Here is a 14,118-nt window from a genome sequence, read left to right on the forward strand (position 1 = left end):
GTTCCATGAGCAACACCAAGTCCAACCCCCCCGCCCCGGAGCGCGAGCGCCCGGACGAGCGGGACCGGGAGAGCGCCGGTGAACTGGGCGCCGCCGGCTCCCAGCTCTCCACCGCCCCGAGCGAGGAGAGCGCGGCCGCTCTGCCCGCCATGGGCGTCATCGGCTGGGTCCGCTGGTTCTGGCGGCAGCTCACCTCGATGCGGGTCGCGCTGATCCTGCTCTTCCTGCTGTCGCTCGGCGCCATCCCCGGCTCGCTGATCCCGCAGAACAGCGTGGACGAGCTGAAGGTGGAGAACTTCAAGAAGCTCCACACCACCGTCTCGCCGATCTACGAGAAGCTCCAGTTCTTCGACGTCTACAGCTCGGTGTGGTTCTCCGCGATCTACATCCTGCTGTTCATCTCGCTCATCGGCTGCATCGTGCCGCGCACCGGCCAGTTCGTCGGCCAGCTGCGCAGCCAGCCGCCGGGCGCCCCCAAGCGTCTGACCAGGCTGCCCGCGTACACCACCTGGCGGACCGAGGCCGAGCCCGAGCAGGTCCGTCAGGCCGCGCTCGCGATGATGCGCAAGCGGCGCTACCGCGCACACACGGTGGGCGACGCGGTCGCCGCGGAGAAGGGCTATCTGCGCGAGGCCGGGAACCTGGTCTTCCACGTCGCCCTGATCGTGATGCTGGTGGCGTTCGCCGTCGGGCAGCTCTTCAAGTCCGAGGGCGGCAAGCTGATCGTCGAGGGCGACGGCTTCTCCAACACGATCACCCAGTACGACGACTTCAAGTCCGGTTCGCTCTTCGACGACGACTCGCTCGTCCCGTTCAGCTTCACGCTCGACAAGTTCACCGGCACCTACGAGCGCCGCGGCCCCCAGATCGGTACGCCCAGGACCTACGAGGCCCATGTGACGTACGAGAAGGGTGCGTACGGCAAGCCGCAGAAGACCGTCATCAGGGTCAACGAGCCCCTCGTCGTCGACGGCACCAAGGTCTATCTCAACGCGCACGGCTACGCGCCGGTCGTCTCGGTCAAGGACGGCAGGGGCAAGGAGGTCTACCGCAACGCGGTGCCGCTGCTGCCGATCGACAACAACGTCACCTCGACCGGTGCGATCAAGGTCTTCGACGGCTACCGCGACAAGAACGGCAAGAAGACCCAGCTGGGCTTCCAGGCGTTCTTCGTGCCGACCTTCGCGGGCAACGGCAAGGGCACGATGTTCTCGCAGTTCCCGGCCGCCGACATGCCCGTACTGGCCCTCAACGGCTACCACGGCTACCTCGGTCCCGACTCCGGGCTGGCGCAGAACGTGTACCAGCTGGACAAGTCCAAGATGACGGAGTTCAAGGACGCCAAGGGCAAGCAGCTCAAGCAGCGGCTGCTGGTCGGCGAGACGATGAAGCTCCCCGACGGCGCGGGCTCCATCACCTTCGAGGGCATCCAGGAGTGGGCCAGCTTCCAGGTCTCGGAGCAGCCGGCCAGCGGCTGGGCGCTCACCGGAGCCGTCGCCGCGATCGCCGGACTCGCGGGCTCGCTCTTCATCCAGCGGCGCCGGGTCTGGGTCCGGGTGGCCCCCGGTGCGGACGGCGTCACGGTCGTCGAAATGGCGGGTCTCGGCCGCAGCGAGTCCGCGAAGCTTCCCGAGGAGCTGGCCGATCTCGCGGTCACGCTCATCGCCTCGGCGCCCACAGCGCCCGAGACCGATACCGCGCCCGGCACCGATACCGAGCCCGGTTCATCCCCCGAACCGGATTCCGACTCCGTCGAAGAATCCTCCGAAGAACCTGCCGAAGGGGCTGAGAAGTGAATCTCGCCGCCGCAACCAACGAGAACCTGGCGCACACCAGCAATGTGCTGATCTATTCGTCGATGGCCGTCTACACCCTGGCCTTCTTCGCGCACATCGCGGAATGGGTGTTCGGCAGCCGCAGCAAGGTCGGCCGCACCGCCGCCGCGCTGACCGGGGCCGAGGGCGCGGGCGCCGCAGGCTCGGTGAAGGTGCAGGTCGCGCAGAAGGGCGGCGGCACCGCCGTACTGGACCGCCCGAAGATCGTCACGCGCGCGGCGGCCGGCACCCGTGACGTGCCGGACGGGCCCGGCGCGGCCGGCGGCACGTTCAAGGGCGACCTCTACGGGCGGATGGCGGTCTCCATGACCGTGCTCGCCTTCCTCGTCGAGGCCGGCGGGGTCATCGCCCGCGCGATGTCCGTGCAGCGTGCCCCCTGGGGCAACATGTACGAGTTCTCCATCACCTTCTCCACGGTGGCGGTCGGCGCGTACCTGATCCTGCTCGCGCTGAAGAAGAACGTCCGCTGGATGGGGCTGCTCCTGGTCACCACCGTCCTGCTGGACCTCGGCATCGCGACCACCGTGCTCTACACCTCCAGCGACCAGCTGGTGCCCGCGCTGCACTCGTACTGGCTGTGGATCCACGTCTCCACCGCCATCATCTGCGGTGCCGTCTTCTACATCGGCGCGGCCGGCACCCTGATGTACCTCTTCCGCGACAGCTACGAGAACAAGCTCGCCAACGGCGGGCAGCCCGGTTCGTTCGCCCAGTCCGTGCTCTCCCGGCTGCCCGCGGCCGCGACGCTCGACAAGTTCTCCTACCGCGTCAACGCCGCCGTCTTCCCGCTGTGGACGTTCACGATCATCGCGGGCGCCATCTGGGCGGGCGACGCATGGGGCCGCTACTGGGGCTGGGACCCCAAGGAGGTCTGGTCCTTCATCACCTGGGTCGCGTACGCCTGCTACCTGCACGCACGCGCCACCGCGGGCTGGAAGGGCCGCAAGGCCGCCTACCTGGCGCTGATCGCCTTCGGCTGCTGGCTCTTCAACTACTACGGCGTGAACATCTTCGTCACCGGCAAGCACTCCTACGCCGGCGTCTGAGAACCCCCTGTACGGGTGCGGATCCCGCACCACCGCGCCACGCTGGAACCATGACCGTTGCGAGCCCCCTCATCGAGCCCGGCACCAGCGAAACCCATGGTGACCTGCACACTCTGAGGTTCGTGCTACGGCTGCCCCACCCCGTTCCGCGGGTGTGGGCAGCCGTTGCCAGTTCCGGGGGACTGCCGGGCTGGCTCGCCGCCGCCGACCCCTTCGAACCCCGCGTGGGCGGAGCGATCACGCTCCGCTGGCTCAGCACCGACCAGGAGGGCCGGGCCGCGGTCGCCCCCGGCACCATCACCGCCTGGGACGTCGAGCGGGTCGCCGAGTACACCCTCGAAGGGCTCCACGGCCGTATCCGCTTCCACCTGGAGCCACCGCGCGGCGACCATGTGCTGCTGCGGTTCACCAATGAGTTCCGGGGCGACGACGAACTACGCCTGGACTGCCTGGCGGGCTGGCACGACCACTTCTGCTACCTCGTGGACGCGCTCGACGGGTACCCCGCCGACTGGTCGAAGTGGACCCCGGTCCGGTGGGCCGGGCTCCGTGAGGAGTACGTGGCGGCCGAGGGGTGAGAGGTCGTCGGGCGGCCTCTCCGGCGGGCATCACGGCGCCGAGGGACGGGCGTCACGGCGCCGAGGACGGCAGCAGGCACTTCCCGTCCGGCGGTGCGCCCTCCGGCCAGGCGATCGACACGAACCGCTGACTGGCGTCCTCGGGTGCCAGCTCCACCACCGGGACCGCCTTGTTGTACGGGTTGCCGTGGTTGTCCAGGCAGATCCAGCCGCTGGCCCCCGACACCCGCAGCGAGCCCTTCACCCGCGGCCACTGCTCGCCCACGTCCGCGAGCTGCGGCAGCCGCTCGTCCTCGGGGGTCGCCTGCCGGACGGCCTGCACCGCCAGCATCATCGCGTCGTGCGCGATGATCACCTGGCCGTCGGTCAGGGCCTTGTGATCCGTCGGGCCGATCGGGCCCGCGGGCTTCTTCGACACCGTGGCCAGCAGGTCCAGGAAGGCGCGGTAGTCCGCCGGGGAACCGCCCGTGGCGGCCCGGCCCCTGCCCGTCGCCGACACCCAGGCGTCCGGGTGCGCCAGCGAGGCGTAGCGGACGGTCACCTTCCGGCGCAGTGCGCTCCGGTCGAGCTTCTTGTCGCTGCCGAGGTACGAGCCCTCGTCGCCGGTCAGGATCGTGAACGCGCGGTTCTGGCAGCCCCGGGCCCCGAGCGCGTTGATGAACTGCCGCAGCTGGACGTGGCGTCCGGCGAAGAACACCGTCTCCGCGTCCGTGTCGCAGATCAGGTGCGTGATCTGCTGGAAGGTGTTGGCCGTGGTGCCCTCGTCGTTGGGGTCGCTGCGCGAGGTGAACAGCTCCGGCTGGTAGCGGGTGCCCTTCACCAGCGAGGTGAAGGCGGCCCGCAGCGTGTCCGTGTAGTGGTCCCCGGTACGGGTGTCCTGCACCAGCAGCGCCTTCTCCGCCTTGACCTGCCCGAAGCGGGCCAGAGCACGCGCCTCGTCCCGGTTGGTCGGCGACACCCGGGCCAGGCCGGGGAACGGGTCGCCCTTCGCGCCGTTGGCGATGTCGTCGGCCGTGATCGTGGTGCCGACGACCGCGATGTGCGCGGCGGTCAGCTCCTTGACGGCCGACTTGATCTGCGTACTGCTGGTGGCGACGCCCGACACCGCCCGCAGGTGGTCCGGGGCCCCGGTCATCGTCTTCAGCCGGTCGACCGCGGGCCGCCACAGCAGGCTGTTCTTCCCGGTGTTGGCGAGCACCAGCCGGATCTTCGGGACCTGGTCGTTGGAGAGGTGGTTGGCCCGGTACTGCTCGGCGAACGCGCCCTGGAGCTCGTGCTGCATCTTCGTCTGCATCGCCCCGTCCGTCGACGTCAGCGGCAGCAGCAGCGCGACCGTCGCGTACCGGCCGGGCTTCAGACTGTCGTTCTCGCGGGCGATGGCCGCGGCGACCTCGGTCAGTTTCGGCCGCCCGAAGTCGTAGCCGTCACCGGAGACGCCGATGCACTCGTCGCTGCCCTGCGGCCGCTCGACGCCCCGGGCGCAGGAGCGGTCCTCGGGGGCGGTGAGCCGGCCGATGCCGTACCAGCCGGACGTGATCACCACGGCGGCGGCCACGACCGAGGTGACGACCTTCTGCCGGGCCGTGTACCAGAGGCGGTAGCGCAGTGGATTACGCATCGGGGCCGCCGTTCCCCCGCCGCCCCGGCCCGCCGTCGCCCGCGCCCGGTGCGCCCGGCGGCATGGACAGCGGGCGCCAGGCCCGGATGTCCCGGGGCCAGTGCGTCGCCGCGTCCCACAGCAGGCTGTTGCCCGTCGGATGCCTGCCGGACAGTTGCCGCAGTTCGTGCGCCATCTTGTCGATCACCTCTTCGTCCGGCAGGGCCAGTGGATCGGACAGCAGCCATACGGCGTGCAGCAGCCGGCGCAGCAGCACGTGCAGCTCCCCGGCCGACGGTTCGAGCCCTCTCGGCACCGTGTTGTCCGCCCGGCCGAGCGCGACCGCGCGCCGCGGATCGGGGCCGACGGCCCCTCGGGTGCGCGGGTACGGTGCCGAAGCGATGAAGCCCAGCAGCGCGAGCCACGTCGGCACGTCCGGTTCGTCGAACCGCAGCCGCAGATGTCCCACGCACGCCTCGACGTCGCCCAGCAGCAGCTTCTGGTACAGCAGGTGGGGGACGCTCGGGTGGCGGCCGCCGGGGCCGTACGCCCCGCGCAGCGAGACGTGCACCGCCTGCCACACCGCGTAGGACGGATGGTCGCCGTCCTGGAACCGCAGGCGGTGCAGGAGCAGCGAACGCAACAGCGGATCGGCGATGAAGTGGCCGGGTCCGACCGGCCAGTCGTCCGCCCGCAGCGCATCGCGCATCCGCAGCGCCACGTCGCCGTCCGGCGCCCCCCGGCCCAGCCGGCTCCCCGCCAGCAGCCGCGCGGAGTCCTCGCCGTGCGCGGCGGCCAGCACGGCGAGGAAGTCCAGCCGCTGCTCGGCCCCCGGCAGCAGCCGGGTCAGCAGCTCGTCCGCCACCTGCGCCGGCGCCCGGTCCTCGCGCACCTCCACCATGCGGTCCAGCAGCGATCCCGGCACCAGCGAGGCGGGCTCCGGAGCCTCGCCCGCCGCCAGCGCCAGCAGCTCCACCGCCAGCGGGCGCCCGCCCGTCAGCCGGTGCACACCACGGGCCAGCCCGGCCGGGACACGGCCCGCCCGGTCGTGCCGGTCGAACGCCGAGCGCACCTGCTCCGGATCGAGCGGGGTCAGCTCCACGGCCAGGATCCCGGACGTCACGCCGGTGCCCCTGGACCAGCGCGAACCGTGCGCCACCTCCGGCAGCCGGCGCCGCACCGCATGACTGAGCCCCTCGTGGTCCCGGACCCGGGAGGAGGCGAACACCGCGATCCGGTCGCGGGCCCCGGCGGCCCGCTGCCGCAGCAGCGGCTCCACCAGCTGCCGGCCCAGCGGCGTGTGCGCGTTGTCGATCAGCAGCACCGGGCGGCCCCGGCGGGCGCCCCTGGCCAGACCCCCGTAGGCGGCGACCAGGTCCGCGGCCAGCGCCAGCACCAGATGGTCCTCGGCCCGGCCGCGCAGATCGCCGCCGCGCTCGAAATCGACCGCCAGCTGCCGCAGCCCGATCCGGCCGTTGCCGCCCGCGTGCGGGTAGCCGCCGTACCAGTCGGCCGAACGGCGCTGGAAGCGGCTGAACGATTCCTCCAGGACCGTCTCGACGGTGGCTTCCGCGATCATCCCGGCCATCGGGGCCACCGAGTCGAAGGCGCTGGCGGCCAGCTTGGTGAGTACCTTGGTGACCCAGCCGGTCGCCGCGTCCCCGCGGCCGTCGACGGTCGCCAGGATCGGACCGAGCGACTGGAGGTCCCGCCGTGCCCGCGTCTCGTCCTCGCGGGTCCAGGAGATGGAGGCGACCGCCACGAGCCCGAGGCTCAGCCGGGGGAACGACACCGGACGTGCGGCGTGCACCTTCGCCGTCAGCTGGGTGGCGAACTCCGGCAGCGCGCCGGTGACCGGGGTCCAGCCGGGGCCCGCGTCCTCGGGCGCCACGACGGCCTCGCAGTCGACCAGGGCGACCGGCGTGATCTCCCGGTACAGATGGCGCAGTTGCTTGAGCACGGCCGTCTTGCCCATGCCGCGACCGCCGGTCAGCACGGCGACCGGCGGATCGTCGCGGTGCTCGTAGGCGACCCGGGCGGAGCCGTACGGAGTGAGGCCGGTCAGGCGCGCGGCAAGTCCGTCGTTGTCGAAGATCGCCTCGCGTCCGTACAGCTCTCTCTCCACAGCACCCCCCGGCGTCGACGCTTCATCCGATCTGTCACACCGTCAACATGAGGATATCGCCCGAGAGTTGGGGAGTGGAGAGGATTTTCGAACGTTCTGGGGGGTGTGCGGCAGCGGATCAGCCGGCGCCGATGTCCTCGTTCCGGAGGCCGGGGTGGTCCCGTACGAAATCCCGCATCAGTGCCACGCGCACGGCGTCGTCGAGCAGCACGATCTCCACCCCGTGCCGGGCCGGCCACTCGTGCCCGCCGCTGAACGTCCGCGCCTCGCCGATCACCACCCGCGAGATCCCGAACCGCCGCACGAGGCCGCTGCGGTACCGGCACGGGGAGAGCGCCGTCGCCGTCGTCGTACCGCGGTAGGAGCGCTGGCGCCCGGCCGCACGGAAGGCCGCGGTCTCCGCGTGCAGCGACGGATCGCCGTCCTGGACACGGCGGTTGCGGCCACGGCCGGGGAGAGTGCCGCCCGGTCCGTGGAGGGCGGCGCCGACGGGAACGCCGCCCTCGGCGAGGCCGGTACGGGCCCAGGGCAGGCCCGGTGGGGGCTACTCGCCCGAGGGGCTCGGGCTCTCCCCGCTCTCGCGGCGCTTCAGCTCCTCCTCGCGGCGGCGCAGGTCGGCCTCCCAGTCCTTGAGGAGCGACTCGTCCTTCTTGTTCTCTTCCTTCAGCGCGTTCAGGAAATCCGGGTTGTCGTCCGGCGCCACCCACTGCGAGCGGTGATTGCGGTGCCATTCGGACGGCGTACGGCCTCCGGCGGGCGCGTGGCGCATCTTGCCCGCGGCCAGCCAGACGATCGGGCCGACGATCCAGAACAGCAGGATGATGAAGACCCAGGCGATCTTCGGCAGGTGCTTGGCCTCGTCCTCGGGGGTGTTCAGGCAGTCGATGAACGCGTAGATCGTCAGCGCCAGAGGCAGGAGATAGATCAGGGCCCGGAACATGATGGAAAGGTCCCCCTGCGGAGAGTTGGCGGGGCTTGTCCCGCCCCGGTTGGGGCCCAGAGTAACCGGTGCCTGTGACGTATCACGGCGAGCGGGGTGAACCGGCCGCGGGACGCCGGAGCGACCGGGTCGCGGGCCGCCCGGGTGGGGTCCCCCGGTTGATCGCCGACGGTGATGACAAACTGGACGGCATGGCTTACGACGATCTTCGTTCCCTCCTCCGGGCCCTGGAACGCGAGGGCGAACTCAAGCGCATCAAGGTTGAGGTCGACCCCTACCTGGAGGTCGGCGAGATCGTCGACCGGGTGAACAAGGCGGGCGGCCCCGCGCTGCTCTTCGAGAACGTCAAGGGGTCCTCGATGCCCCTGGCCATGAATGTCTTCGGGACCGACAAGCGCCTGCTCAAGGCGCTCGGGCTGAAGTCCTACGCCGACATCAGCGACAAGATCGGCGGGCTGCTCAGGCCGGAGCTGCCGCACGGCTTCGTCGGGGTGCGGGAGGCCTTCGGCAAGCTCGGCTCGATGGTGCACGTGCCGCCGAAGAAGGTGAAGCAGGAGAGCGCCCCGGTGCAGGAGGTGGTCCTCACCGGCGACGACGTGGACCTGGACCTGCTGCCCGCGCTCTTCACCTGGCCCGAGGACGGCGGCTCCTTCTTCAACCTGGGCCTCACCCACACCAAGCACCCGGAGACCGGCGTGCGCAACCTGGGGCTGTACCGGCTCCAGCGCCACGACCGCCGCACCATCGGGATGCACTGGCAGATCCACAAGGACAGCCGCAACCACTACCAGGTCGCCGCCAAGCGCGGTGAGCGGCTGCCGGTCGCCATCGCGTTCGGCGCGCCGCCCGCGGTGACGTACGCCTCCACCGCGCCGCTGCCGGGGGACATCGACGAGTACCTCTTCGCCGGGTTCATCCAGGGCAAGCGGATCGAGATGGTCGACTGCAAGACCGTGCCGCTCCAGGTCCCGGCGCAGGCCGAAGTGGTCATCGAGGGATGGCTGGAGCCCGGGAAGATGCTTCCCGAGGGCCCGTTCGGCGACCACACCGGCTTCTACACGCCGCAGGAACCGTTCCCCGCGCTGACCATCGACTGCGTGACCATGCGGAAGCGTCCGCTGCTCCAGTCGATCGTGGTGGGCCGGCCGCCGACCGAGGACGGTCCGCTGGGACGCGCCACCGAGCGGTTCTTCCTGCCGCTCCTCAAGATCATCGTGCCGGACATCGTGGACTACCACCTGCCGGAGGCGGGCGGCTTCCACAACTGCGCGATCGTCTCGATCGACAAGAAGTACCCGAAGCACGCCCAGAAGGTGATGAGCGCCATCTGGGGCGCGCACATGATGTCGCTGACCAAGCTGATCGTGGTCGTGGACTCCGACTGCGACGTCCACGATCTGCACGAGGTGGCGTGGCGGGCGCTCGGCAACACGGACTACGCGCGGGACCTGACGGTCACCGAGGGCCCCGTCGACCATCTCGACCATGCCTCCTACCAGCAGTTCTGGGGTGGCAAGGCGGGCATCGACGCGACGAAGAAGTGGCCCGAGGAGGGCTACACCCGGGACGGAGGCTGGCCGGACATGGTCGAGTCCGACCCCGGGACGGCGGCGAAGGTCGACCGCCGGTGGAAGGAATACGGACTGTGAGCGCCGCCGAAGCAGCACTGGGCTCAGGGCCCGTACATCCGAACAGCAAGGTCAAGGCGTTCCTGCGGCTCGTGATGATCGAGCACTCGGTCTTCGCGCTGCCCTTCGCGTACATCGCCGCCCTGACCGCAATGTTCCAGGCGGACAGGTCCATCCACTGGGGCACCCTGCTCCTCGTCACGATCGCGATGGTGGGGCTGCGGACCTTCGCGATGGCCTGCAACCGGATCATCGACCGGGAGATCGACGCCCGTAACCCGCGTACCGCGAGCCGGGAGCTGGTCACCGGGGCGGTCTCGGTGAAGTCGGCGTGGACCGGGGCGCTCGTCGCCGTCGTCCTCTTCCTCGGCGCCGCCGCACTGCTGAACCCGCTCTGTCTGGCCCTCGCGCCGGTCGCCGTCGTGCCGATGGTGGTCTATCCGTACGGGAAGCGGTTCACCCACTACCCGCACGCCATCCTCGGCATCGCGCAGGCCATAGGGCCGATCGGCGCCTGGCTCGCGGTGACCGGCGGCTGGTCGTGGGACGCGGTGATCCTCGGTCTCGCGGTGGGCATCTGGATCGGCGGCTTCGACCTGATCTTCGGCTGCCAGGACGTCCAGGCGGACCGGGCACACGGGGTGCTCTCGGTGCCGGCCCGGTTCGGGATCCCGGCCGCGCTGTGGGGCGCGCGGGTCTGCCATGTGGTGACGACCGGGCTGCTGGTCTGGTTCGGGCTGGCCACGGAGGCCGGGCTGTTCTACTGGATCGGCATGGCGATCGTCGCCGTCGCGTTCGTGTACGAGCACCGGGTGGTGCGCCCGCACGATCTGTCCCGGCTGAACCGGGCGTTCTTCTCGGTCAACGGCTTCATCGGGATGGCGCTGTTCGCGTGCGCTCTCCTGGACCTGCTGGTGCGGGGCCTGACCGTCTGAGCCCGCCCGGGGCCGTGTCCGGGGGCATGCCCGGCGGGTCCCGGACCTCGTCCCCGACGGACTGCCGCCCTGGGCGTGGGCGCGCCGGGTCGACGAGGCAGGTCACCCGGGGCGGTCAAGGACCGCCGCGTCACGGGTCCGTCCCAGTGGACCGCGGGTGCCGGCGGGTGCGCGACGGCGGTGGGAACCGCCGCCCCGGCCGGCCGGCGGCGTCTCCCCGCGCGCTGCGGCGGGCCGTGTCCGGCCCCTGTTTCCCTTGCCGGACGGCGGCGGGAAGCGTGCGCGGCAGGGGGCGGGTGCGGGCGGGGCAGGCCCGGCGGTGGTGCGCGTTGTGCCTGGCTGTGCGTGTAACAGGGGTGTATTAGCGGGTGGTTGGGCGGAACGGGTCGCCGGGCCTGGCGACTCCTGGTGATCAGAAACGCTCGCTCGTACCGACCGTGCCGAGCCGCCGACACCCCCCACTGACACTGAGGAAGAAACGATGCGCGCACGCAAGCTCACCTTCGCCGCCCTGGCCGTTGTCGCCGGTCTCTCGCTCACGGCCTGCCAGGACGGCGAGGACGACCTGGGACAGACCGCTCCTCCGTCCTCCGCGTCGTCGGCGAGCGGCGGCTCGGGCTCGGGCGGTGCGGACCAGGACGGCGGCAAGGACTCCGACGGAAAGGGGTCCGGCGGGCAGGGCACGGCCGCCGGGACCGGCTCCGGCGGGAACAGCGGCATCGGCAAGTGCCGCACCGACGACCTGGACATCACCGCGACGGACAGCACCATCGACGGCGACACCGAGGGCACCGTCGCGGTGGAGTTCAAGAACGGCGGCGGCCGGGACTGCGTGCTCTCCGGTTACGCGGGCGTCGACCTGAAGACCAGCGCGGGGTCGCTGTCCGCGGAGCGCACCGGCGAGAAGTCCACCCCGATGACCCTCAAGGACGGGAAGTCGGTGTACTTCGGCATCAACTACCCGATCAACAAGTCGGGCGGCTCCGGCGTCCGCATCACGGCCCTGGTGGTGACCCCGCCGGACGAGACGAAGTCGTTCTCCCTCGAATGGCCCGGCGGTGCCACGCTGCCCGTCACGGACGGATCCGGCTCCCAGGTGAAGGTCGGCCCGATGGGGAGCGCCGGTCAGGGCGAGGGCTGACCCGGACACCACGGGACCGGTCCGCGCCCCACGGCATGAGCGCGCTCCATGGCATGGAGCGCGCTCTACGGTATGAGCGGCCGGGCGGGCGGCACCGTGCTCCGGCCGCGCGCGGGGCGGCGGAAGACGAAGGCCGCCGCCACGCCCGCCGCCAGCCCGAACAGATGCCCCTGCCAGCTGACCGAGGTGTTGGCGGGGGAGAGCCCCACCAGGATCGACGAGCCCCATATCGCGCCGACCACCAGACCGGCGGCGATGTCGAGGACCCTGCGGTCCACGAACCCCCGGACGAGCAGATAGCCGAAGAGGCCGAAGACCAGCCCGGACGCGCCCGCCGTGTTGGAACCGTCCGGTGAGACCAGCCAGACGCCGAGCCCGTCGACCACGATGATCATCGCGGCCACGGCGGCGAACCTGCGGACGCCGCTCAGCGCCGCCAGGAAGCCGAAGACCAGCAGCGGCACGCTGTTGGAGGCGACATGGCCGAAGCCGAAGTGGATGAAGGACGCGGGCACCACGTCCAGCAGCTCCCCGGCCCGGCGGGGCTCGATCCCGAACGAGTCCAGCGCATGGCCGGTCGCGGCGTCGACGGCTTCGAGCAGCCAGAGGAACGCCACCCAGCCGAGCATCAGCTTGGCCGCGGTCCTCGCGCGGTCGCCCGCCGTCCACACCGGCGCGGACCGGTCCCACGACGCGGCCATCGTGCCCCCCTGTCGTCCCCCGTCGTTCCTCGCGGTTGCCCGCCGTCCCTGTTCCCACCCCTGGAACGCCCGAGGCACCTTACTCAGTTCCGGTTCCGTACCGCCGGATAGGCTCAGGAGTGTGGATTCCGGGACTTCAGTGACTCAGCACCAGCGACAGCCTTGGATTGTCGGGGTTTCAGGCGCTTCGGGCACTCCATTCGCCGCCGCCGTGCTGCGCGGTCTGCTGGCCGCGGGGGAGAGCGTCGACCTGGTGGTGAGCCGGGCCTCGCGGCTGACGCTGCTGGACGAGACCGGGATCGCGTTCCGCGACGGGCACTGGCAGGAGGATCTGCGCAGCTGGCTGGCGCGCGGGGCGGACGGGAAACCGCACACCTTCGACGTGGACATCGAGGGCGTACGGCACTGGGCGGCCGGTGACCTGGGAGCGGGCCCGTCCTCGGGGTCGTATCCGGCGAAGGGGATGCTGATCGTCCCGGCCTCGACGGCCTGTGTGGCCGGAGTGGCGCTCGGGCTCTCGAAGGATCTGCTCCAGCGGGCCGCGAGCGTGACGCTCAAGGAGCGGCGGAAGCTGGTCGTCGCGGTGCGGGAGACCCCGCTGAACGGGCAGACGCTGAAGCATCTGGTGAGCCTGGACGAGGCGGGCGCCGTGGTGCTGCCCGCCTCTCCGGCGTTCTACGCGGGGGCGACGCACATCCAGGATCTGGTGGACTTCGTCGCCGGGCGGGTACTGGACGCGGCGGGTGTGCCGCACGACCTGTACCGCCGGTGGGAGGGAGAGCTCGGTGGCGGCTCCCGTGACTCCCGTGGCTGACCCCGGTGTCAGCGCTTCTTCATGGCGCGCGGCTTGCGGGTCCGGTCGACCCGGTGCGCGGCGGCGGGCTGGTGGGCACGCGAGCGGTTGGCCAGGTCCTGCAGCTCGCGCATCCGGGCGTAGGCCATCTCGATCGTGTACACGGTGTTCTCACTCCTGAAGATTCGAAAGCGTTTTTTGGATGTTCGGAAAGATTTACAGGCAATGAAGCCTGCATGCCTTAGATTCTACACGTAGACTCGCGATACTGCTGAACAATGGAAGGTTTCAGTCACATGGACGCGGTGGACAGGCAGCTCATCCAGGCCCTCAGGGAGAACGGCAGGGCCTCGTACGCCGAGCTGGGACGGCTCGTCGGGCTCTCCGGGCCCAGCGTCACCGACCGCATCAACCGGCTGGAAAGCGCCGGTGTCATCACCGGTTACCGCGCCACCGTCGACGCCGCGTCCCTGGGGCTCGGGGTCACGGCCCTGATCGGCATCTCGCTCTCCGACGCGGCCGATCACGAGGACGTCGCCCGCCGGCTGAAGGACCTCGCGGAGATCGAGGACGCCTGGTTCATCGCGGGCGACGACTCGTACATGCTCAAGGTGCGCGTCGGCGACGTGGACGGTCTGGAGAAGACCATCCGCCGGCTCAGCGGCACGAGGGGTGTCTCGCGCACGCGCACCACGATCGTGCTCTCCACCAAGTGGGAGAACCGGGTCGGAGAACTTCCCGACGAGGCGTAGGCGTAACGTGGTGGGGCCCCCGGGGTGACCGGGGGTTTCGCCCGGTA

At 70.8% G+C, this 14,118-nt stretch carries 14 protein-coding genes; 8 read left to right on the forward strand and 6 right to left on the reverse strand.

Annotation, left to right across the window (positions count from 1 at the left end):
* Positions 1-5: 5 nt before the first annotated feature.
* The 3 genes from AB0D53_RS34450 to AB0D53_RS34460 are packed head-to-tail and all read left to right on the forward strand — an operon-like array spanning position 6 to position 3,459.
* A complete protein-coding gene (locus tag AB0D53_RS34450) occupies positions 6-1,796 on the forward strand; it encodes a cytochrome c biogenesis protein ResB (RefSeq protein ID WP_362453187.1) in 1,791 nt (596 codons plus the stop codon).
* A complete protein-coding gene (ccsB, locus tag AB0D53_RS34455) occupies positions 1,793-2,881 on the forward strand; it encodes a c-type cytochrome biogenesis protein CcsB (protein ID WP_362453189.1) in 1,089 nt (362 codons plus the stop codon). The genes AB0D53_RS34450 and ccsB overlap by 4 nt, the downstream gene beginning before the upstream one ends.
* A gap of 50 nt (positions 2,882-2,931) precedes the next feature.
* The gene (locus AB0D53_RS34460) at positions 2,932-3,459 is read left to right on the forward strand and encodes a hypothetical protein (protein WP_362453191.1); all 528 of its coding nucleotides are present in this window, start codon (positions 2,932-2,934) and stop codon (positions 3,457-3,459) included.
* 52 nt (positions 3,460-3,511) lie between these two features.
* Here the strand turns inward: AB0D53_RS34460 and AB0D53_RS34465 are convergent, their stop codons facing one another.
* The 4 genes from AB0D53_RS34465 to AB0D53_RS34480 form a co-directional block, all read right to left on the reverse strand.
* Complete coding sequence (locus AB0D53_RS34465; RefSeq protein WP_362453192.1) at positions 3,512-5,077, reverse strand: hypothetical protein; 1,566 nt, start codon at positions 5,075-5,077, stop codon at positions 3,512-3,514.
* Positions 5,070-7,181, reverse strand: a complete 2,112-nt coding sequence (locus AB0D53_RS34470) for a hypothetical protein (protein WP_362453193.1) — start codon at positions 7,179-7,181, stop codon at positions 5,070-5,072. Before AB0D53_RS34470 ends, AB0D53_RS34465 begins: the two co-directional genes overlap by 8 nt.
* Positions 7,182-7,299: 118 nt before the next feature.
* Positions 7,300-7,713 (reverse strand): nucleoside deaminase, encoded by a 414-nt coding sequence (locus AB0D53_RS34475; protein ID WP_362453249.1) that lies wholly within the window; start codon positions 7,711-7,713, stop codon positions 7,300-7,302.
* A gap of 12 nt (positions 7,714-7,725) precedes the next feature.
* Positions 7,726-8,121, reverse strand: coding sequence for a PLD nuclease N-terminal domain-containing protein (locus AB0D53_RS34480; protein WP_362453194.1), 396 nt, complete (start codon positions 8,119-8,121; stop codon positions 7,726-7,728).
* Positions 8,122-8,312: 191 nt separating this feature from the next.
* Here AB0D53_RS34480 and AB0D53_RS34485 point away from each other — a divergent pair, with 191 nt between their 5' ends.
* The 3 genes from AB0D53_RS34485 to AB0D53_RS34495 all read left to right on the forward strand — a co-directional run bounded on the left by AB0D53_RS34485 (position 8,313) and on the right by AB0D53_RS34495 (position 11,825).
* Positions 8,313-9,770, forward strand: coding sequence for a menaquinone biosynthesis decarboxylase (locus AB0D53_RS34485; RefSeq protein WP_362453196.1), 1,458 nt, complete (start codon positions 8,313-8,315; stop codon positions 9,768-9,770).
* Complete coding sequence (gene mqnP, locus AB0D53_RS34490; RefSeq protein ID WP_362453197.1) at positions 9,767-10,684, forward strand: menaquinone biosynthesis prenyltransferase MqnP; 918 nt, start codon at positions 9,767-9,769, stop codon at positions 10,682-10,684. The genes AB0D53_RS34485 and mqnP overlap by 4 nt, the downstream gene beginning before the upstream one ends.
* A gap of 481 nt (positions 10,685-11,165) precedes the next feature.
* Complete coding sequence (locus AB0D53_RS34495) at positions 11,166-11,825, forward strand: DUF4232 domain-containing protein (RefSeq protein WP_362453198.1); 660 nt, start codon at positions 11,166-11,168, stop codon at positions 11,823-11,825.
* Between the two features lie 65 nt (positions 11,826-11,890).
* Here the strand turns inward: AB0D53_RS34495 and AB0D53_RS34500 are convergent, their stop codons facing one another.
* The gene (locus AB0D53_RS34500) at positions 11,891-12,526 is read right to left on the reverse strand and encodes a rhomboid family intramembrane serine protease (RefSeq protein ID WP_362453199.1); all 636 of its coding nucleotides are present in this window, start codon (positions 12,524-12,526) and stop codon (positions 11,891-11,893) included.
* Between the two features lie 139 nt (positions 12,527-12,665).
* Between AB0D53_RS34500 and AB0D53_RS34505 the strand changes: the two genes are divergently transcribed.
* Positions 12,666-13,340, forward strand: a complete 675-nt coding sequence (locus AB0D53_RS34505) for a UbiX family flavin prenyltransferase (protein WP_362453201.1) — start codon at positions 12,666-12,668, stop codon at positions 13,338-13,340.
* 8 nt (positions 13,341-13,348) lie between these two features.
* Here AB0D53_RS34505 and AB0D53_RS34510 read toward each other — a convergent pair whose 3' ends face one another.
* Entirely contained in the window at positions 13,349-13,483 is a 135-nt protein-coding gene (locus tag AB0D53_RS34510; RefSeq protein ID WP_256260259.1) for a hypothetical protein, read from the reverse strand.
* Positions 13,484-13,615: 132 nt separating this feature from the next.
* Here AB0D53_RS34510 and AB0D53_RS34515 point away from each other — a divergent pair, with 132 nt between their 5' ends.
* Complete coding sequence (locus AB0D53_RS34515) at positions 13,616-14,071, forward strand: Lrp/AsnC family transcriptional regulator (RefSeq protein ID WP_329814571.1); 456 nt, start codon at positions 13,616-13,618, stop codon at positions 14,069-14,071.
* Positions 14,072-14,118: the final 47 nt, after the last annotated feature.

It is taken from the genome of Streptomyces sp. NPDC048295, from assembly GCF_040652135.1.
GTDB lineage: Bacteria > Actinomycetota > Actinomycetes > Streptomycetales > Streptomycetaceae > Streptomyces.